Consider the following 19,517-nt stretch of genomic DNA (forward strand, 5'->3'; position numbering starts at 1 on the left):
CTCAAAATCTCCAGGGCAAGAGACGGGCGGTCAGCGTGAACAGCAGGCGCACATCGCCCTTGTCGGCCGCCAAGTCGGGCCGGGCCAGCGGCACGGCGATAAACAGATCGCTGCGGATCCCTTGCGCCCAGGACATCCGCAACCCCCCGCCGGCGGACCACAGCCGGTCGGGATTGCCGGGCCGGCGGCTCGGATCCTCGTTCCAGACATACGCAAGATCGGTGAAGACATAGGGCTGGAAGGCAAAGGGCGCGGTGGTCGAGGGCAGGAGCGAGCCGTAGCGCAGCTCGAGACCGCCCATCACCCCGCTGTCGCCCAGCACCGCACCCGGGTCGTAGCCGCGCCCGATCGAGAAGTTGCCCGCCGCGATTTCCTCGAAGGCAGGAAGCGGATCGCCGGTCAGCTGGGCCTGGCCGGTCAAGGCAATGGCAAGGAGCGGCACCGGCCGGAATTCAAGGCCCGCATCCATGCGCAAAAGGAAGGGCGTGGGATCGGCCTCGATCCGGCTTGGCGGCACCCGCCCGCCGGCGATGCAGCCCAAGAGGTTGGGCCGGCAATCGGGGCTGGCGCCGAAGACATCGAGCCCGCGGCGCGCCTCGATCCCGTAGCTCAGGCGCAGGCGCGGCTCATAGGGGCTGTAGCCACCGACCCGCTGGACCGAGGGCGCATCGATCCATTCGCCCTCGAGCCGAGCATAGGCCATGCGCACCCGATCACGGGTGAGGCCGATGGCATTCACCGTCACGTCCTGATCGACATAGTCGAACCCCGCATCAAGGCTGAGCGAGTGGCGACGGGTGCGCAGCAGCGGATAGCTGGCAAACAGGCTGAAGAAGATCGTGTCGGAATCAAGGTCGAGACCGGGCAGGGCAATCGAAGGCTCGGCCCAGCTGGCGGTGAACTGCCCGCCGAGCCGCAGCCCCTCGCTGCCGAGCGAAAAATCATGCGCGATCCGAAAGGTCTGCTGCTCGGTGAAATCATGGGTGCTGAACAGCGTGATCGAGGTGCGATCGCCAAGGCCGGTGAGATCGTAAAGCTCGCCCCGCAGCGTGCCGCCAAAGCGGCCGAGCGCGCGCGAGCCGAGGTTCTGGATGCTGACATCGGCCATGGCGCGCTGGCGCACCACCGCGATCTCGCCGACAAGATCGCCCGGCGCCCCGCCCGCGGCCGGGCGCAGCGAAAGGCGCACATCGAGCCCGGGCAGATCGTCGGCCAGCAGCAGATAGCGCTCGGCAGTGTTGATGTTGAACACCTCCTCGCCGGTGAGCTTTTCGAGATATCTTGCCACCAGCCGCTCCGAAGGGCCGGCCTCGCCGCGCAGGCGCACGCTCGCCAGCCGTCCGAACACCACGTTGAAATCAGGCTCGCCATCGGCAAGGCTTTGCTCGGGGATCTCGACCGTGACGAGATAGCCTTGGCGGCGCAGGATGGCATTGGCCTCGGCGCGGATGTCGCACAGCACCGAAACTGGCAGCTCACGCCCGACATAGGTTTCAAAAGCCGCCCCGAGCGAAAGGCCCGGCACCTTCTCAAGCCCGTTGAAGCGCGCGCCCTTCACGGTGAAGCGGATCTCGGCAAATTCGCTGCGGTCGAGCGCGCAGGGCGGTCGCTCGAAATCGCCATCGACGGTGAGCGTCATGGCGCGTTCCTCGCGGCGCTGATCGGGCGGGACCAGCTCGTTGCGGTTGAGCGGGGCGACCTGCTGGGCTGCCGCCGGGGCGCCCCCGGCAATCAGCGCGAGGCCGAGCGCCAGCGCCGAGACCGGCGCGCGCCAGGCGCCGCGCAGGGTGCCGGAGCGACTCGCAGGACCCTTGTCCGCCGATACCAGCGGACGGGAACAGAACAGACGCGCGAAACTGTGATGTTGCGGCAAGGCTTCCCCCCAAAAGCTGACGCGCAGCCAGCCCCAAAGGGCGACGACCGCCGCGCTATGCCCGTCTTTTCATGGCCCCGCGCGAGCGCCTGTGCGCTTTTCTCACCCGATGCCAGCGACCCAACCGTGGGCGAAGACTACTCCGCCCAAGCGCAAACACAAGAATTCTCGCGCCCCGCGCGGGACCGGGAATGCAGAATGTCGCGTTTCGACAAATGCTCCGGCCAGCCAGGTTGGGCGCGCCAGAGCCGGAGCGGCGGGGCGCGCTCAGCCGGCGGCCAGCAGCACCCTGGCCGAGAGCGCCGAAAGCGCCCCGGGCTCGACCGCGAGGCGGGCCGGGCGGGTCGCGGCGGGATAGGCCTTGGCCAGCATGTCGAGCGCGGCGGCGATGCGCGCATGGGCCTCGGGGTTTTCGGCCTTGATCGCGGCGCCCTCTGCGGCAAAGCGGCTCGCCGCGACCCGGGCAAAGCCATAGCCATCGAGATAGGGCTCGTAGCGATCATCGCGGGCGATGGCGCGATACATGGCGCTGGCGCGCTCGATCTGGTCGGCCACCACCCCGATGGCAACCTGCGCCTGCGACTTGTCGGCCTTGGGCGCCTTGGCCGCTGCGCCGCGCAGCGCGGCGATGATCGCGCCATAGGCCTTGTCGACCTCGGCAAGACTGCGCCCCTCGGAAGCGGCGAGCGAGGCCTCGGCCAGCAGCGGCTTGAAATCGGCAACGCCGAGCTTGGCAAAGACCGGCTCCATCTCGACCAGAACTTCGGCGGCAGGATGGGCGAACATCTCGGCCGCGGCCTCCTTGCGGCCCGCGGCATAGGCATCGCGGGCGGCGAGGACATGGGCTTCGGTCACTGCCAGGGCAATGCCATAGGCGACCGGGTCGCTCGCCGCCTCGCTCACCGCCACCCCGCCCTCGCCCTCGCCGCCCGCGCCGGGTGCCTCGGTCACGGTATCGGCCCCGGCGGTCGCGCCCGTGCCAGCACTCTTGCCCGCCTCATCGGCACAGCCTGCGATGAGGCCCCCGGCGAGCGCGGTGCCGAGGCCGAGCGTGGTCCAGAGCTTGAGCGTGGTCTTCATCAGCGCAGGGTCCTTCCTTTGCGGGCGGGGGTTCTGCCCGCCCCATGGAGGAAATGATAATCATTCGCAAGAGCCTTTCGCATGACGTCTCACATTGCGCACCGCCCGGCGCCGCCAGCCGCTTGCCAACGCGATGCAATTGAAATAGGAGACGTTATAACATTTGTTTCACTCGCCGCCCTGCCCCTCGATGACCACAAGCCGCGCGCGCATGACCCGAACGATGGACAGGCCCGATGTCCTCGCCGCGATCCACGATCCCGATTGCCACCTTGCGGTCTGGCGCCGGGCGCCTTTTGCCGACCTCGCCCCGCTCGTCGCGGGCACACCGCAGGATCTGCGCTTTGACACTACCCCTGCCGCCCTGCCCGCAAGGCTCGCCGCGCAGCTGGCGCGCAAGGGCTTTGGCGGACCAGCCGCGCTGCATGCCGCGCTCACCCGCGATGTGGCCGACCTTGCCGCGCACTTCTGCGCGGTGATGGGCCTTGCGCGCCTCGCGCTGCGGCTCGAGGTGGTGCGCAGCGATTCGTGCCGCAGGTTCCACGCCGATTACGTCACCGCCCGGCTCATCACCACCTATCTCGGCGAGGGCACCCAATGGCTCGATGCGGCCGATGCCGCGCGGGTCAAGGCCGGGGTAGAGCCGCAGCGCATCCACCAGCTTGCCCCCTTCGATGTCGGCCTGTTCAAGGGCAGGCTTGCCTCCGAGCGCCCGGCGATCCACCGTTCCCCGCCGATCGCGGGAAGCCCAGGCGGGGTGCGGCTGCTGCTGGTGCTCAATCCTGTGAGCGCCGACATGGAAGCGGCGCGGCAATCAACCCTTTCGCCCGGCGCCGCCTTGGCCTAACGGCACAGGCATTGCTCACGACAACGGGCGGGTGACGAGGTTCTTGCGGCCTGATCTCCCGACCGACCGCCCAGCCCAGGGCCCGCACGAGGAACGCGATGACCAAGACCCTTCTTTATGCCGGGGCTTCGGCCCTGATGCTGCTTTCGCCCGCCGCCGCTCTGGCCGATGAAGGCATGTGGCTGCCCAGCCAGACCGGTGCGATTGCTGACGCGATGAAGCAGGCCGGGCTCGAACTTGATGCCAGCACGCTTGGCGACCTCAAGCGCCCGCCGCTCACCGCGATCGCCTCGCTCGGCGGCTGTTCGGCGGCCTTCCTCTCGCCCCAGGGGCTGGTGGCGACCAACCACCACTGCGTGGCCGGATCGCTGCAGTACAATTCCTCGCCCGAGAATGATTATCTCACCAACGGCTTTCTCGCCCAGACCATGGCGGACGAACTGCCCGCCGCGCCCGGCAGCCGCATCTATGTGATCGAGGATCTGCGCGATGTCACCGCCGCCATGCTCAAGGGCACCGATAAGCTTGATGGGCGCGCGCGCTATGATCGTCTCCAGGCCAACCGCACCGCGCTGATCGCCGCCTGCGAGCGCCAGCCCAATCGCCGCTGTGATGTGCGCGCCTATTTCGGCGGGGCGCAATACTGGCTCCAGCAGCAGCTCGAGATCAAGGACGTGCGCCTCGTCTATGCTCCGGCGGCGGGCGTGGGCAATTTCGGCGGCGAGAAGGACAATTGGATGTGGCCGCGCCACACCGGCGACTTTGCCTTCTACCGCGCCTATGTCGCCCCGGATGGCTCCTCGGCCCCCTATGCCAAGGAGAATGTGCCCTTCCGGCCCAAGGCCTTCCTGCCGATCGCCCGCGAAGGCGTGAAGGACGGCGACTTCGTCATGGTCGCCGGCTTTCCGGGCGTGACCGAGCGGCTGCGCACGGCTGAGGAAGCGCGCTTCTATTTCGAGGAACTCTATCCCTATCAGCAGCGGATGCTGGCCGAATATGGCGACCTGATCGACGCGCTCACCGAAGGCAAGCCGGCCGCCAAGATCGCCTATGCCGCAACGCTCCAGGGGGTGGAGAATTACGAGAAGAAGATCGCCGGGCAGCTTGCCGGGGCCGAGGCGATCTCGCTGGTCGAGAAGAAGAAGGCTGAGGAGGCGCGCTTCCGCGCCTGGATCGCCGCCGATCCTGGCCGCGCGGCACAATATGGCCCGGCGCTTGCCGCGCTCGACGCGCTCGTCGCCGAGGCCAATGCCGCCGAACTTGCCGACGCGCGGCGCGGCCTGTTGACCCGCGGCCAGCTCTATGCCGCGGCGCGCCTGCTCTACCGCTGGGCCAATGAACAGGCCAAGCCCGACAAGGAGCGCGAACCGGGCTATCAGGCGCGCGACCGTGCCTTCATCACCCAGGCGATGCAGCGCATCGAGCGCCGCTTCGTGCCCGAGATTGATCAGGCGCTGTGGGCCGCGGCGCTTGCCGAATATCGCAAGCTGCCCGCCGAGGAGCGGATCAAGAGCTTCGATGCCTTCATGGAAGGGCGCGATCTTGCCGCGCTTTATGACGCGACCACACTGGGCGACACCGCCACGCGCCTTGCCTGGCTTGACAAGAGCCCGGAGGAGTTCCGCGCCTCGAGCGATCCCTTCATCCAGCTTGCGGTTGCCACCCATGACGAGGCGATGGCCGCCGAAGCGGCAGAAAAGGCGCGCGCCGGGCGGCTGCAGAAGGCCCGCGCCAAGGTGATGGAGGCGCGCATCGCCTATGCCGCCAGCCAGGGCAAGGTGCTCTATCCCGATGCCAATGGCTCGCTGCGCTTCACCTATGGCAAGGTCACCGGCAAGGCGGTGGACGGGCAGATCTGGACGCCCTTCACCACTGCCGAGGGGATCATCGCCAAGCACACCGGCCGGGGCGAGTTCGATGCGCCCGATGCCATGCTCGAACGGATCAAGGCGAAGGACTATGGCCGCTACGCCGCGCCTGAACTGGGCACGCTGCCGGTCGATTTCCTCTCCACCGTCGATATCACCAACGGCAATTCGGGCTCATCGACGCTCAATGCCCGCGGCGAATTCGTCGGCCTTGCCTTCGACGGCACGATCGAGGGCGTGGTGAGCGACTGGATGTATGATCCGGCGATCAACCGCACCATCCATGTCGACAGCCGCTTCATGCTCTGGACCATGGAAAAGGTCGATGGCGCCTCGCGGCTGCTCGAGGAAATGGGTGTGCGCGCGCCGTGAGAGGCTGAATACATATGCCGCGTGGGCTTTGCCTGCGGCCCCTGCTATGGCTCCTTTTCGCAGCATCGGTGAGACGAGGGACGCGCAGCGGGGGGAGCCATGGACGAGCTGGTGGTGGTCGATATCGGCGGCACCCATGCCCGCTTTGCCCTCGCCAGCCTCGCGGCCGATGGCACGATCACGCTCGACGCGCCCGAAACGCTCCACACCGCCGATCATGCCAGCTTCCAGACCGCCTGGGAGGCGTTCCGCGCGCGCAAGGGCGGGCGCCTGCCGCGTGCGGTGAGCATGGCGATCGCCGGGCCGGTGGGCACGCCGGGCAATCCCAATCCGGTGATCCGCTTCACCAACAATCCCTGGATCATCCGCCCGGCGCTGATCCCCGAGAAGCTGGGGGTGGAGCGCTTTACCCTGGTCAATGATTTTGCCGCGGTGGCCCATGCCGTGGCCCGCGCCGATGACAGCCAGTTCCTCCACCTGTGCGGGCCAGACCAGCCGCTGGGAAGCGAAGGCACGATCAGCGTGATCGGCCCGGGGACGGGCCTCGGGGTCGCTCATCTCTACCGCTCTGGTTCCTATTACCGCGTGCAGGCGACCGAGGGCGGGCATATCGACTTTGCCCCGCTCGATGCGATCGAAGATGCGATCCTTGCCCGGCTGCGCCAGCGGCACCTGCGCGTCTCGGTCGAGCGGGTGGTGGCTGGCCCCGGCATCGTCGATATCTACCAGGCGCTCGCCGCGCTCGAACACCGCACCGTGCCCGAACGCGATGCGGTGGAAATCTGGAACCTCGGCACCAGCGGGGCTGACAGCCTTGCCGCGGCGGCGGTGGATCGCTTCTGCCTCTCATTGGGCTCGGTCGCGGGCGATCTGGCGCTGGCGCAGGGCGGCTTTGCCGGGGTGGTGATCGCCGGCGGGCTGGGCTACCGCATCCGCGAGACCTTGCTCGCCTCGGGCTTTGCCGCGCGCTTCCGCGCCAAGGGGCGGTTTGAAAGCCTGATGGCGCAGATCCCGGTCAAGCTGATCGTCCACCCCCAGCCGGGCCTGTTCGGCGCGGCCGCGGCGTTCTTCTGCGAACACGGACAGGCGGCATGAGGACGATTGCCGAGCTCGAGGCGCGACTGGGCGAGCTGCACCAGCGCACGCGTGAGACCCCGCTGTTCAACCCGGTGTTCCAGCTCTCGCTCGATCTTTCCCGCGCGCTCGAGGGGGGCACGCTCAGCCTCGATGATCTCGCCGAACTCGTCGCCGCGCTCGAGCGCGACGGGCTGGCGGCGCGAGCGCGGCGGCTGCGCGCGCTGCTCACCCCGCCCGCCGATCCGCCACCGCTCGCCGCCACGGACGAGGATTTCGCTGCCTTCGCCGCCCGCTGGCAGCGCCCGCAGCTTCACGCCGTCTTCACCGCCCATCCCACCTTCCTGCTCACCGAGGCAGAGGCCGAGGCCGTGGCCGCTGCAGCCTCGAACCCGCATGACGCCCCGCCCCCCGCCAGCCCGGCGCCGGGCGAGCGCCCGGCGGTGACGCTCGCGGCCGAGCACCGCGCGGCGATGGCCGCGCTCGCGCGGGCGCAGGATGCGCGCGACGTGATCGTCGAGAGCCTGCTCGCCGAGGCCGAGGCGCGCTGGCCCGATCAATGGCGCGCGCTGCGGCCCATGCCCTTCCGTTTTGCCACCTGGGTCGGCTATGACATGGACGGGCGCACCGACATCGGCTGGCACACTTCGATCGCCTTCCGCATTGCCGAGAAGGCCGAGCGCCTCGCGCGCTACACCGCCAGCCTTGAGAGCATCGATCCCGCCCACCCCCTCGGCGCGCGGCTGGCCGCTGCCTCCGCCTATGCCCGGGCGCGGGCGGCGGATTTTGCCGGTGACCTTTCCAGCGCCGAGGCGCTGGCCGCCGCCGCCAACCGGCTCACCGCGCCCGATCCCGACAAGCTGCTCAGCCTTGCGCCGCTCATCGCCGCGCTCGAGGCCGAGGCCGAAACCGCCGCGCCTGAGCGTGCGCGGCGCCTCCTCACGCTAGCCGCGGCGATGCGCGCCGATGGCCTGGGCATGGGCTGGATCCATTTCCGGGTGAACGCCAAGCAGCTCCACAACGCCATCCGCCGCCGCTTGGGCGAGGGCGAGGCGATCGACCTTGCCAGCAAGAGCGCGCTTGCCACGCTACGCCGCATGGTCGATGAGGCGCAGCCCCTGCGCAGCAATTTCGCCGCGCTCGCCACCGAAAGCTCCACCGCGATCCGCCAGTTCCTGGCAATGGCGCAGATCCTCAAGCACATCGATGCCGATGCCCCGATCCGGATGCTGGTGGCCGAGTGCGAACAGCCCGCCACGGTGCTTGCCGCGCTCTATTTTGCCCGGCTGTTCGGGGTGGAGGACAAGGTCGATGTCTCGCCGCTGTTCGAGACCGAGGCGGCGCTCGAACATGGCGGGCGCTTTCTCGATGCCCTGCTCGCCGAACCGGCCTACCGCGCCTATGCCCGGCGGCGCGGACGGGTGGCGGTGCAGACCGGCTTTTCCGATGCCGGGCGCTTTGTCGGCCAGGTGCCGGCGGCGCTCGCGATCGAGCGGCTTCAGGGCCGGCTGGCCGAGGCCATGGCCGCCAACGGGCTTGGCGATGTGGCCGCGCTGGTGTTCAACACCCATGGCGAAAGCATGGGCCGCGGCGCCCATCCGGCAAGCCTTGCCGACCGGCTCGAATGGCCGCTCTCTCCCTGGGCGCGGCGGCGCTTTGCCCGTGCTGGCATCAGGCTCGAACCCGAGGTGAGCTTTCAGGGCGGGGATGGCTATCTGTTCTTCGCCACGCCGCAGCTCGCACTCGCCACGCTCTTGCGCATTGCCGAGGCGCGCCCGGCCGAGGCCGATCTTTCGGCCCCGGCCGATCCCTTCTATCACCGCACCGATCTCAGCCTCGATTTCTACCGCGCGATCAAGGAGCACCAGAAGGCGCACCTTGCCAGCCGCACCTATGCGCGGGCAGTGACCGCCTTTGGCCTTGGCCTGCTCAATCCCACCGGCAGCCGGGTCTCGCGCCGCCAGAGCGACATCGCCGCCGAACGCGAGATGAGCCTGCGCCAGATCCGCGCGATCCCGCACAACGCCATCCTCCAGCAGCTTGGCTATCCGGTCAACGTGATCGCCGGGATCGGCACCGCCGCCGATACCAACCGCGAGGAGATCGCCGCGCTGCTCGCCGAATCGCCACGCGGGCGGCAGATCATGCGGCTGGTGCTGGCTGCCAATGCACTCGCCAGCATCAAGACCGTGGCGGCCTATGGCGAGCTGTTCAATTCGGCCTATTGGGCCAGCCGGACCTATCGCGGCACCGAGAGCCATATTGCCGCTGCCTGTTCGGCGCTGGCCGAATACCTGGTGGGGGATGATCGCACCGGGGTGTTCCGCCGCCTCGCCTCGCGCCTCAGGATCGATGCGCTCAAGCTCCACCGCCTCACCGATCTGATGCCTGGTGAGGCCGCGGGCGAGGGACGCGAGGCGGTGCGCCGCCGCATCGGCGTGCTTCAGGCGCTGCGCCTCGCGCTGCTCCAGCACATGTTCCTCAAGGTGGTGGCGGTGCCCGCCTTCAGCCGTGCCAACGACATCAGCCGCCGCGATGTCATCGACATGGTGCTCAGCCTCAGGATCGACGAGGCCCTGGCGCAGCTGCGCCGCGCCTTCCCGGTGCGCCTGCCCGGCCCGCGCGACTTTCCCCTCGATGAGCCGAGCGACTATCCCGATGGCGGCGAGGAAGGCTATGGCGCGATTGCGCGCGATTATATCGAGCCGATCGCCCGCGCGCAGGGCCTGATGCTGCGGATCGGCACCGCGATCGCCAACGAGTTCGGCGCCCACGGTTGATTGCCCTGCCCGCTTGAGGGGGGACGGATCAGCGCGCGGTGCTGCCCCGGGCGATCAGCCGCACCGGCACCCGGCGGCGCGCCTTGGTGCCGGCCTGGTCGAGCACCGCCTCGACCAGCGCCGCGCCGGCCTCGGCCGGATCGGGGGCGATGCTGGTGAGGCTCGGGCGGCTGAAGCGCCCGGCGAGAAGATCGTCAAACCCCATCACCCCGATCTGATGCGGCACCGCAATATCAGCATCGGCAAAGGCCTCCATCGCCCCCAGCGCCATGGCATCGCAGGCGGCAAAGACGGCATCGACCTCCTCGCCGCGCTCGATCAGTCGGCGCGCGGCGCGGCGGCCTTCCTCCTCGCGGCTCGCCGCCTTGACCGTGGGCGCAAGGCACGGCTCGAGCCCGGCCTCGCGCATCGCCGCGGCATAGCCTTCATAGCGCTCGGTGAACTGCACCTGAGGGGTATTGAGAGCGCCGAGAAAGCAGGGGCGGCGGTAGCCCTGGGCGAGCAGGTGCTCGACCGCGAGGTGCCCGGCGGCGTGGTTGTCCGAACGTACCCAATCGAGATCGTCGAAGGGCGAGCCCCAATAGGCCACCCGCCGGTCCGGCCCCTCGATCGCGCGGAAATATTCCCAGGCGGCCTCGTTGGTGGTGGTGCCGATCACGATCAGCCCATCGGCGCGGCCCTGTTCCTGGTAGTGGCCGAAGAAGGCCTCGCCGCGGGCCTGGAAGCTCACCAGCGTCTCCAGCCCGCGTTGCGAGGCGGCAACGCACACGCTGCCGAGCAGGGCATAGGCAAAGGGATTGATGGTGGCGGCGCTGTCATCCTCGCGGCAGATCACCACCACCGCGAGTGTGCCGGTGGAGCCGCGCCTGAGGCGCGCGGCGCGTTCATCGACGAAATAGCCCAGCGCCTCTGCCGCGGCGATCACCTTGCGCCTGGTTGCCTCGGCGATCGCGGGCGAGCCCGACAGGGCGCGGCTGACGGTCGGCTGGCTGACGCCTGCCAGTTCCGCCACATCGAAGGATGTCGGTCGCCGCTTTTGACCCCCGCTCATGCCCGCTTCTCTAGGGCGCAAGTCACTCCGCGCGCAAGCGCGAGGCTTGCATTCCTATTCCCTCTGGAAATCACCGCGCGGCTCTTGCAGGTTGACAGGCGCGCGCAACGTTGTGAACGTTCGCAACACAAATCGCGACACAGGGCGCGACAAGGGGAGAGAGAGCAGCAATGGCATTGGCACCGGGTGCAGGCGCGGCTTCGGCCGCAGGGACAAGCGCATACGAGGCGCAAGCGGGGCAGGTCGATGCCCCGGGTCTCAACTATTTCGTCTTTGCGCTGTTCTTCATCTTCGGCGGGATCACCAGCCTCAACGATGTGATCATCCCCAAGCTGAAAGAGCTCTTCACGCTCAGCTTCTTCGAGGCGAGCCTGGTGCAGTTCTGGTTCTTCATCGCCTATGCCGTCGTCGGCATCCCGGGTGCGCGGCTGGTGAAGCGGCTGGGCTACATGCGCGGCGCGGTGGCCGGGCTGCTGACGATGATGGCGGGCTGCCTGCTGTTCATCCCGGCAAGCCAAACCGCGGCCTTCCCGATGTTCCTGTTTGCCTATTTCATCCTCGCCACCGGGGTGGTGCTGGTGCAGATCGTCGCCAACCCACTGATCAGCCTCCTGGGGCCGGAACGCACCACCCACAGCCGGCTGACCTTTGCGCAAGCCTTCAATTCGCTCGGCACCACGGTCTTTCCATATTTCGGGGCGATCCTCATCCTCGGCAGCCTTGCCACGGTGAGCGCGGCGGAGCTTTCGGGGGCGGAGCTTGCCGCCTATCGCACCGCCGAGAGCCAGGCGATCGTCAAGGGCTATCTCGGCCTCGCCGCGGCGCTGGCGGTGGTGGCGGGCGTGGTGTGGCTGTTCCGCAACCGACTCAAGGGCGAGCGGCACGAGCACACCAGCCTCGCCGAGGGCCTCGCGCTGCTCAAGCGCCCGCGCTTCGGCTATGGCGCGGCCTCGATCTTCCTCTATGTCGGGGCCGAGGTCGCGATCGGCAGCTTCATCGTCAATTACCTGATGCAGCCGCAGGTGCTGGGCCTGCCTGAACAGGAAGCGGGCAAGCTCATCTCGCTCTACTGGGGCGGGGCGCTCATCGGGCGCTTCATCGGCTCGGCGGTGCTGCGCCTGGTCAGCCCCGGCCTCGCGCTTGCCAGCGTGGCCACGGGGGCGATCTGCCTCCTTGCGATCTCGGCCAATGCCACCGGGGCGCTTGCGGGCTACAGCCTGCTCGCCGTGGGGCTGATGAACGCGATCATGTTCCCGACGATCTTCAGCCTTGCCTGCGAGAAGCTGGGACCGCGGGCGGCGGATGGATCGGGGATCATCAACGTTGCCATTTGCGGCGGGGCGATCATCCCGCCCATGTTCGGCGCGCTCGCGGACGCAACCAGCCTTGCCTTTGCGCTGGTGCTGCCCGCGGCCTGCTATGCGATCATCGCCGGCTTCGGCATCTTCGCCCGCCGGCCTGCCGCAGAGGCGTGACAGGCAAGCGCCCTATCTGAATAAGTATGCGCCCTCTGGCGGATGATCCCGTGCGCGCCTAGGTAGGGCGCACGAGGGAAAGGCCGCTGTCATGAGCTTCACCGCTGATCGCCTGCTGCTGTTCGGCGCCACCGGCGACCTTGCCCAGCGCATGCTGCTGCCGAGCCTGTTTGCGCTCGATGCCGACAGGCTGCTGGCAAGCGACCTCAAGATCATCGGCACCGCGCGCAGCAGCCTGTCTGACAGCGAATTCCGGAACTTCGCACGTGCGGCGCTGGAGAAGTTCCTGCCCGCCGAGCGCCGCGGGCAGATGGCGGGGTTCCTCAACCGCCTCTCCTACCAGACGCTCGATGCCACCAAGCGCGAAGGCTATGACGAGCTTGCCCGCAAGGTCGGCAAGCCGGGCCGCGGCCTTGCCATCTTCCTTTCCACCGCGCCCAGCCTGTTCGGCCCCACCATCGCCGGCCTCGCCGCCGCCGGGCTCACCGGCGAGAGCGTGCGCATGTGCCTGGAAAAGCCGCTCGGCAGCGATCTGGCCTCGAGCCGGGCGATCAATGATGCCGTGGCCGGGGCCTTCCCCGAGAGCCGCATCTTCCGCATCGATCACTATCTCGGCAAGGAGACGGTGCAGAACCTCCTCGCCTTGCGCTTTGCCAACCTGATGTTCGAGCCGCTGTGGAACGCGGCGCATATCGACCACGTCCAGATCACCGTGGCCGAGACCGTGGGGCTCGAGGGGCGCGTCGCCTTCTACGATGATGCCGGGGCCTTGCGCGACATGGTGCAGAACCACATGCTCCAGCTGCTTGCCCTCGTGGCGATGGAGCCGCCCGCGCATTTCGATGCCACCGCGGTGCGCGACGAGAAGGTCAAGGTGCTGCGCGCCCTGCGGCGCGTGGGCGCGGGCGAGACCGTGACCGGGCAATACCGCGCCGGCGCCATCAACGGCTCCCCGGTGCCGGGCTATGACGAGGAGCTGGGCAAGCCTTCCGAAACCGAGACCTTCGTCGCGATCAAGGCCCATGTCGACAACTGGCGCTGGAAGGGCGTGCCCTTTTACCTCAGAACCGGGAAACGCCTGCCCAAGCGCGTGACCGAGATCATCATCCAGTTCGCCTGCGTGCCCCATTCGATCTTCGCCGGGAAGGGCGCCACCATGCAGCCCAACCGCCTCGTCATCGGCATCCAGCCCGAGGAGAACATCACCCTCTCGCTGATGGCCAAGGTGCCGGGGCTTGACCGCGAGGGCATCCGCCTGCGCCAGGTGCCGCTCAACATCGCCATGCCCGATGCCTTCACCGGCGCGGTCAGGCGCATCGCCTATGAACGCCTGCTGCTCGATCTCATCGAGGGCGACCAGACCCTGTTCGTGCGCCGCGACGAGGTCGAAGCCCAGTGGGAATGGATCGATGCGATCCGCCAGCAATGGGCCGAGGAAGGATTGAAGCCCAAGCCCTACCCCGCGGGCACCTGGGGCCCGAGCGCGGCGATCGCGCTTGCCGAGCGCGACGGCGTGACGTGGCATGAGTAACTGGGCATGAGTAACTGGGCATGAGTAACTGGGCATGAGTGACTGGGCATCAATGACTGGCCATGAGTAACTGGGCATGAGCACTCTCAACGACACCCTGCACCGCGTCACCCGGCGGGTGATCGAAAGATCGCGCCCCACGCGCACGGCCTATCTCGATCTCATCGCCCGCGAGGCCGATCGCATGGGGGATCGCAGCGCGGTCTCCTGCTCCAACCTTGCCCATGCCTTTGCCGGAACGCCCGAGGATCAGGCCGCGCTGGTGGCGGCGCGCGGCCCCAATATCGGCATCGTCACCGCCTATAACGACATGCTCTCGGCCCACGCCCCCTATTACCGCTATCCCGAGCGGCTCAAGCTCTATGCCCGCGAGGTCGGCGCCACCGCGCAGGTGGCGGGCGGCACCCCGGCGATGTGCGACGGGGTGACCCAGGGCGAAGCCGGCATGGAGCTGTCGCTGTTCAGCCGCGACGTGATCGCGCTTTCCACCGCCGTCGCGCTCTCGCACGCCATGTATGACGGCGCGCTGATGCTCGGCATCTGCGACAAGATCGTGCCCGGCCTCCTGATGGGCAGCTTGCGCTTCGGCCACCTGCCGGTGATCTTCGTGCCATCCGGCCCCATGCCCTCAGGTCTCCCCAACAAGGAAAAGCAGCGCGTGCGCCAGCTCTATGCCGAGGGCAAGGCGACGCGGGCCGAACTGCTGGCGAGCGAGATGGCAAGCTACCATTCGCCCGGCACCTGCACCTTCTTCGGCACCGCCAATTCCAACCAGATGATGATGGAGATGATGGGCCTGCACCTGCCCGGCGCGGCCTTCATCCAGCCCGGCACCCGGCTGCGCCAGGCGCTTGACCGCGCGGCGGTGCACCGCTGCGCCGCGATCGGGCGCAAGGGCGCAGATTATCGCCCCTTGGGCCGGGTGGTGGACGAAAAGGCGATCATCAATGCCGCGGTCGGCCTGCTCGCCACCGGGGGATCGACCAACCATGCCATCCACCTGCCCGCCATGGCCCGCGCCGCGGGGGTGATCATCGACTGGGACGATCTTTCCGAGCTTTCGAGCGCGGTGCCGCTGATCGCGCAGGTCTATCCCAATGGTGCGGGCGATGTGAACCAGTTCCACGCCGCGGGCGGCATGGGCTATGTCATCGGCGAACTGCTCGAGGCGGGCCTTGCCCATCCCGACATCCTCACCGTCAGCGCGCACGGCTTTGCCGCCTATGCGCGCGAGCCGGGGCTGGATGAGGAGGCGCTGGTGTGGCGCGAGGTCGGGCCAAGCGGGGATGAGACCATGCTGCGCCCGGTCGAGCGCCCGTTCAAGCCCGATGGGGGGATGCGCCTGCTCACCGGTAACCTCGGCCGGGCCTGCTTCAAGACCTCGGCGGTGGAGCGCGAGCGCTGGACGATCGAGGCCCCGTGCCGCGTGTTCGCCGATCAGGCCAGCGTCAATGCCGCCTTCAAGGCCGGCGAGCTTGACCGCGATGTGGTGGTGGTGGTGCGCTTCCAGGGGCCGCGCGCCAACGGGATGCCCGAACTCCACAAGCTCACCCCGGCGCTGGGCGTGCTCCAGGACCGGGGCTTCAAGGTGGCGCTGGTGACCGACGGGCGCATGTCGGGGGCAAGCGGCAAGGTGCCCGCGGCGATCCACTGCACGCCCGAAGCCTTTGCCGGAGCAGGTGGGGTTGGCGGGCCGCTCGCGCGGCTGCGCGATGGCGATGTGGTCAAGGTCTGCGCGCTCACCGGCACGCTGGCGACCACGGCAGACCTTGCTTCGCGCGATCCCGCCCCCGATCCGGCGGAAGAATGGGGCACGGGGCGCGAGCTCTTTGGCATGCTGCGCCGGTTTGCCGACGGGGCCGAGGCCGGGGCGAGCGCGATGCTCGCCATGGGGGGGCTGTGAGCCATGGATATTGACGCGATCATGCGCGCATCGCCGGTGATCCCGGTGATCGTGATCGAGGACGAGGCCCACGCCGTCCCGCTCGCCGAGGCGCTGGTGGCAGGCGGGCTGCGGGTGCTCGAGGTGACGCTGCGCACCCCGGCGGCCCTGCCTGCGATCCGGTTGATGCGCGAGGTTGCGGGCGCGATCGTCGGCGCAGGCACGGTGACGGGCCCGCGCGATCTTGACGCCGCGCTTGCGGCGGGGGCGCAGTTCATCGTCTCGCCCGGCCTTACCGAGACGCTCGGGCGGGCGGCGCTGGCGAGCGGCGTGCCCTTTCTTCCCGGGGTTGCCACCGCGGGCGATATCATGCGCGGGCTCGACATGGGGCTTGATCGCTTCAAGTTCTTCCCTGCCATGGCCGCAGGAGGCCTTCCGGCGCTCAAGGCGCTGGCCGCGCCCTTCGGCAACGTGCGCTTCTGCCCCACCGGTGGGATCGGGCCGGACAATGCCGCCGAATGGCTCGCCTGCGATCCGGTGTTGTGCGTCGGCGGCTCGTGGGTGGCGCCCAAGGGCGCGCCTGACCGGGCAGAAGTGGAGCGGCTGGCGCGCGCGGCCTGCGCGCTGCGCTGAGCGGCGCGGGTGGGGCTGAAGGCGCTGTCAGTCCTTCGCCAGCAGCCAGGCGAAGATTTCGGGCAGGCGCGCCGCCCAGGCGTTTTCCTCGTGCTCGGCCCCTTGATAGACGCGGCTTTCCCAGTCGCGCCCCCTGTGCCAGCCGGCTGCGGCAAGGCGCGCGTCCACCACCTCCTGATAGGGCGCGTAATACTGGTCGAGCGTGGCGGTGCCGTGGTCCATCCACAGCCGCCGCCCCGCGGGCGGGCCGAGCCGGGCGGCAAACCATGCGTCCCACAGCGCCTTGAGCGCCGCGTCCTCGCCCGCCACGGCGCGGGGGTCGACCGCGGGCCAGTGCGACGAGACGCACCCTGCCCGCCCGAACACGTGCGGCGCCTCGAGAAAGGCATAGCAGCTCATCAGCCCGCCCATCGAGGAGCCGATGATCGCGGTGTCCGCGCGCCCCGGGCGGGTGCGGAAATTGTCATCGACCCAGCTCTTGAGCGGCCCGGCGATCCAGGCGAGATAGCGATCGGAGACGATCTCGCCCCCGGCGGCGGCGTCCATCTGCGCGCGCAGCGGCGCCGGGGCGGCCTCATAGGCGCTGCGGGGGAGATATTGGCGATAGCGGTCGGCCCCCGGCGCCCAGATGCCGATGATGATATGCGGCTCCACCCGCCCGGTGGCGACCGCCGCCAGCATCGCCTTGTCCGCCGCCCAGACCTTGTTGAAGTTGGACGTGGCCGGATCGAAAAGGTTGTGGCCATCGTGCATGTAGAGCACCGGGTAGCGGCGCGCGGAAGCATCATAGCCCGGCGGCAGCCAGATGGTGAGGCGCTGGTCGGGCAGGCCCGCAGCGGCGATGCGCGGATATTGAAGGAAGCGGCCCTGCCCTGCGCCGGCGCCCGCAAGCGCGGGGCTTGCGCCAGCGCCGAGCAGCATCAACCCCAGCACCAGCGCGGCGATCAGACGCAGCATCGGCAGCCCTCCCTCTTTGGCCTTGCCCTTATTGCGGGGGGCGCGCGCCGGCTCAAGCCCCGCGCGCGGCCGCGGCGGCGAGCATCAGCGCGCCGGCGATCCCGGCATTGGCCCCAAGCCGGGGCGCGATGATACGCTGGCGCGCGGCGCCGGGCAGGTAGCCCGCATCGCGCGCCGCGGCGCGTGCCGCAACCCGATCGATGAGCCCGGGGGTCTGCGCCACCCCGCCGCCGATCACCACGGTCTCGAGCGCGAGGCTGGCAAAGAGCACGTGGCAGGCCTCGGCAAGATAGTGGGCGATGATCTCGTGGCCCGGGTGCTCGGCGGGCAGCTGCGACAGTGGCGCGCCCCAGCGCGCGCTCACCGCCGGTCCGCTCGCCAGCCCTTCGAGGCAATCGCCGTGATGGGGGCAGACCCCGGCAAAGGCGCCGTCATCGGGGTGGCGGCGGGGGAAGATGTGGCCGAACTCGGGATGGGCGGTGCCGTGCACGGCGCGGCCATCGAGCACCAGCCCGCCGCCGATCCCGGTGCCGATGGTGAGATAGGCAAGCCCCGCCGGCGCCCTGGGCGCGGCGGCATATTCGGCCAGCGCCGCGGCATTGACATCGGTATCAAGCCCGATCGGCACGCCAAGGCGCGCGGCAAAGAAGCCGGCGATTTCGCACCCGGCCCAGCCGGGCTTGGGGGTGTTGCCGAGCCGGCCCCAATCGGCTGCGGTGCGGTCGAGCACCAGCGGGCCGAAGCTCGCGATCCCGAGCGCGGTGAGCGGCCCTTGCGCCGCAAGCCATTCTGCCGCTTCGGCCAGCGTGCTCGCCGGATCGCGGGTGGGGATGGTGCGGCGCGCAAGGATATCGTCAGGCGCACGGCCCACGGCGAGCACGAACTTGGTGCCCCCGGCCTCAATCGCCCCCAGCATCACGCGCGCTCCTCTGCCACCGGCGCGCGCAGGAAGGCGCGGTCGCCCTCAAGCACGAGGTGCAGGAGCGGCGCGGGCGCCCCGCCGAAGCGCCCGTCGGGCAGCACATCGACAAAGCTCGAGACGGCAAGGCTGGCATCGACGTGCCAGCTATAGGTCTGCTGCGGGCGATCGGGCGGATTGGCGAGCACCAGAGCGCTGCCATTGACCGGGCGCCAGGGCCCGGCCAGGCTCTCGGCCACCATGGCATAAAGCCCGGTTGGCGCGTGGCGCAGTCCCGGCGCGAAGGTCGCGCTCTGGGTTGACCAGAAGGCATAGTAACGCCCGGCGTGAAAGACGAGATGGGCGCGTTCGAGCTCGTTGTTGACCCCATCGGCATGAAAGCAGGGGGCCAGCGCCTCCCAGCCCGAGGCCGTGCGCCGGGCCAGCCCGAAGGCGCCGTTGAAGGCGCTCCTTGATCCGGCGAGCGAGGCGGTGAAGGCGAGATATTCGCTGCCATCGGCCGGATCGCAAAACCACGCCGGATCGCGCAGCGCCTTGATCCGCCCGGGCGCGCCCTCGTGCGCATCGGCGGCCATGTAGTGCGGGGCGGGATCAGCCAGGATTGGCTCGGGCGGCGTCCAGTCACACGGCCAGCCATCCGCGCCGATCCGCGCCCGCGCGCTCCACAATTGCTGCTGATAGCCCCCGGCCCGCGCGGCGCTGCCGGCGGCGGTGAAGAACAGCGTCACCCCATCATCATCGAGCAGCGCCGAGCCAGCCCATTCGCGCTCATAGGGCACATCGAAGCGCGGGAGCACCGGGCCATGATCGCGCCAGGCGCCCTCCTCGCGCACGAGCCAGTGGATGCGCGCCTCGAAATGGCGCAGCGCCGGATCGCCCCTATCGGGCGCGCTCAGCGCCATCCACAGCTCGCGCCCGGCAAGCCGGGTGCGCTGGCCCCACACGTCCTGGAGCGGCCACATGTCCCAATAGACCCGCCCCGGATCGAGGCCCGCGGACGCCGGCGCTGCCACCGGGGGGATCAGCCGGGTATCATCGGGCGCAAGGTCGCGCAGGTGCTCAGCTTTCCAGGCGCTCGTCATCGCCGCAATCTATCCCAATTCCTGCTGAGGCAAAGCGACTGGCCGCCGCCAAGGGGAGCGTGCGGCGGCCAGCCTTGGTGCATCGCTGCGGCG

At 69.2% G+C, this 19,517-nt stretch carries 14 protein-coding genes; 8 read left to right on the forward strand and 6 right to left on the reverse strand.

Annotated features, from left to right (window positions below; genetic code table 11):
• Window position 1: 1 nt before the first annotated feature.
• Both G524_RS0114230 and G524_RS0114235 read right to left on the reverse strand, forming a co-directional pair.
• Window positions 2-1,873 (reverse strand): ShlB/FhaC/HecB family hemolysin secretion/activation protein, encoded by a 1,872-nt coding sequence (locus G524_RS0114230; protein ID WP_245561390.1) that lies wholly within the window; start codon window positions 1,871-1,873, stop codon window positions 2-4.
• A 267-nt stretch (window positions 1,874-2,140) separates the two neighbouring features.
• Window positions 2,141-2,953 (reverse strand): hypothetical protein, encoded by an 813-nt coding sequence (locus G524_RS0114235; protein ID WP_027444290.1) that lies wholly within the window; start codon window positions 2,951-2,953, stop codon window positions 2,141-2,143.
• Between the two features lie 211 nt (window positions 2,954-3,164).
• On the opposite strand from G524_RS0114235, the gene G524_RS16445 reads away from it, so the two are divergent.
• The 4 genes from G524_RS16445 to G524_RS0114255 all read left to right on the forward strand — a co-directional run bounded on the left by G524_RS16445 (window position 3,165) and on the right by G524_RS0114255 (window position 9,894).
• Complete coding sequence (locus G524_RS16445; RefSeq protein WP_169447856.1) at window positions 3,165-3,800, forward strand: DUF1826 domain-containing protein; 636 nt, start codon at window positions 3,165-3,167, stop codon at window positions 3,798-3,800.
• A gap of 98 nt (window positions 3,801-3,898) precedes the next feature.
• The gene (locus tag G524_RS0114245; RefSeq protein WP_027444291.1) at window positions 3,899-6,040 is read left to right on the forward strand and encodes a S46 family peptidase; all 2,142 of its coding nucleotides are present in this window, start codon (window positions 3,899-3,901) and stop codon (window positions 6,038-6,040) included.
• Between the two features lie 99 nt (window positions 6,041-6,139).
• Window positions 6,140-7,135 carry a glucokinase gene (locus tag G524_RS0114250; RefSeq protein WP_027444292.1) on the forward strand — a complete coding sequence of 332 codons (996 nt, stop codon included), beginning with the start codon at window positions 6,140-6,142 and terminating at the stop codon, window positions 7,133-7,135.
• Window positions 7,132-9,894: a phosphoenolpyruvate carboxylase gene (locus G524_RS0114255; protein WP_027444293.1), complete on the forward strand. Its 2,763-nt coding sequence runs from the start codon at window positions 7,132-7,134 to the stop codon at window positions 9,892-9,894. The genes G524_RS0114250 and G524_RS0114255 overlap by 4 nt, the downstream gene beginning before the upstream one ends.
• Window positions 9,895-9,922: 28 nt before the next feature.
• On the opposite strand, the gene G524_RS0114260 is transcribed toward G524_RS0114255, so the two are convergent.
• A complete protein-coding gene (locus G524_RS0114260) occupies window positions 9,923-10,945 on the reverse strand; it encodes a LacI family DNA-binding transcriptional regulator (RefSeq protein ID WP_027444294.1) in 1,023 nt (340 codons plus the stop codon).
• A 170-nt stretch (window positions 10,946-11,115) separates the two neighbouring features.
• Between G524_RS0114260 and G524_RS0114265 the strand changes: the two genes are divergently transcribed.
• The 4 genes from G524_RS0114265 to eda all read left to right on the forward strand — a co-directional run bounded on the left by G524_RS0114265 (window position 11,116) and on the right by eda (window position 16,466).
• Complete coding sequence (locus tag G524_RS0114265; protein WP_027444295.1) at window positions 11,116-12,420, forward strand: sugar MFS transporter; 1,305 nt, start codon at window positions 11,116-11,118, stop codon at window positions 12,418-12,420.
• Window positions 12,421-12,511: 91 nt separating this feature from the next.
• Window positions 12,512-13,951 (forward strand): glucose-6-phosphate dehydrogenase, encoded by a 1,440-nt coding sequence (gene zwf / locus G524_RS0114270; RefSeq protein WP_027444296.1) that lies wholly within the window; start codon window positions 12,512-12,514, stop codon window positions 13,949-13,951.
• A gap of 76 nt (window positions 13,952-14,027) precedes the next feature.
• Window positions 14,028-15,854 (forward strand): phosphogluconate dehydratase, encoded by a 1,827-nt coding sequence (gene edd, locus G524_RS0114275; RefSeq protein WP_027444297.1) that lies wholly within the window; start codon window positions 14,028-14,030, stop codon window positions 15,852-15,854.
• A gap of 3 nt (window positions 15,855-15,857) precedes the next feature.
• Window positions 15,858-16,466, forward strand: coding sequence for a bifunctional 4-hydroxy-2-oxoglutarate aldolase/2-dehydro-3-deoxy-phosphogluconate aldolase (gene eda, locus G524_RS0114280; RefSeq protein WP_027444298.1), 609 nt, complete (start codon window positions 15,858-15,860; stop codon window positions 16,464-16,466).
• Between the two features lie 27 nt (window positions 16,467-16,493).
• Here eda and G524_RS0114285 read toward each other — a convergent pair whose 3' ends face one another.
• The 3 genes from G524_RS0114285 to G524_RS0114295 are packed head-to-tail and all read right to left on the reverse strand — an operon-like array spanning window position 16,494 to window position 19,424.
• Window positions 16,494-17,423 carry an alpha/beta hydrolase gene (locus G524_RS0114285; protein ID WP_027444299.1) on the reverse strand — a complete coding sequence of 310 codons (930 nt, stop codon included), beginning with the start codon at window positions 17,421-17,423 and terminating at the stop codon, window positions 16,494-16,496.
• A gap of 52 nt (window positions 17,424-17,475) precedes the next feature.
• Window positions 17,476-18,339, reverse strand: coding sequence for an ROK family protein (locus G524_RS0114290; protein ID WP_027444300.1), 864 nt, complete (start codon window positions 18,337-18,339; stop codon window positions 17,476-17,478).
• On the reverse strand, window positions 18,339-19,424 hold the full coding sequence (locus G524_RS0114295; protein ID WP_027444301.1) for a glycoside hydrolase family 68 protein: 1,086 nt from the start codon (window positions 19,422-19,424) through the stop codon (window positions 18,339-18,341). Before G524_RS0114295 ends, G524_RS0114290 begins: the two co-directional genes overlap by 1 nt.
• Between the last annotated feature and the right edge of the window lie 93 nt (window positions 19,425-19,517).

Origin of the sequence: Erythrobacter cryptus DSM 12079 (assembly GCF_000422985.1) — a bacterium.
In the GTDB taxonomy this organism is placed as follows: domain Bacteria; phylum Pseudomonadota; class Alphaproteobacteria; order Sphingomonadales; family Sphingomonadaceae; genus Erythrobacter; species Erythrobacter cryptus.

Bases quoted from the DNA above. Each gene is read 5' to 3' on its own strand.
- G524_RS0114235 (WP_027444290.1), bottom strand. From the start codon at position 2,953: ATGAAGACCACGCTCAAGCTCTGGACCACGCTCGGCCTCGGCACCGCG.
- G524_RS16445 (WP_169447856.1), top strand. From the start codon at position 3,165: ATGACCCGAACGATGGACAGGCCCGATGTCCTCGCCGCGATCCACGAT.
- G524_RS0114245 (WP_027444291.1), top strand. From the start codon at position 3,899: ATGACCAAGACCCTTCTTTATGCCGGGGCTTCGGCCCTGATGCTGCTT.
- G524_RS0114250 (WP_027444292.1), top strand. From the start codon at position 6,140: ATGGACGAGCTGGTGGTGGTCGATATCGGCGGCACCCATGCCCGCTTT.
- G524_RS0114255 (WP_027444293.1), top strand. From the start codon at position 7,132: ATGAGGACGATTGCCGAGCTCGAGGCGCGACTGGGCGAGCTGCACCAG.
- G524_RS0114260 (WP_027444294.1), bottom strand. From the start codon at position 10,945: ATGAGCGGGGGTCAAAAGCGGCGACCGACATCCTTCGATGTGGCGGAA.
- G524_RS0114265 (WP_027444295.1), top strand. From the start codon at position 11,116: ATGGCATTGGCACCGGGTGCAGGCGCGGCTTCGGCCGCAGGGACAAGC.
- zwf (WP_027444296.1), top strand. From the start codon at position 12,512: ATGAGCTTCACCGCTGATCGCCTGCTGCTGTTCGGCGCCACCGGCGAC.
- edd (WP_027444297.1), top strand. From the start codon at position 14,028: ATGAGCACTCTCAACGACACCCTGCACCGCGTCACCCGGCGGGTGATC.
- eda (WP_027444298.1), top strand. From the start codon at position 15,858: ATGGATATTGACGCGATCATGCGCGCATCGCCGGTGATCCCGGTGATC.
- G524_RS0114285 (WP_027444299.1), bottom strand. From the start codon at position 17,423: ATGCTGCGTCTGATCGCCGCGCTGGTGCTGGGGTTGATGCTGCTCGGC.
- G524_RS0114290 (WP_027444300.1), bottom strand. From the start codon at position 18,339: ATGCTGGGGGCGATTGAGGCCGGGGGCACCAAGTTCGTGCTCGCCGTG.
- G524_RS0114295 (WP_027444301.1), bottom strand. From the start codon at position 19,424: ATGACGAGCGCCTGGAAAGCTGAGCACCTGCGCGACCTTGCGCCCGAT.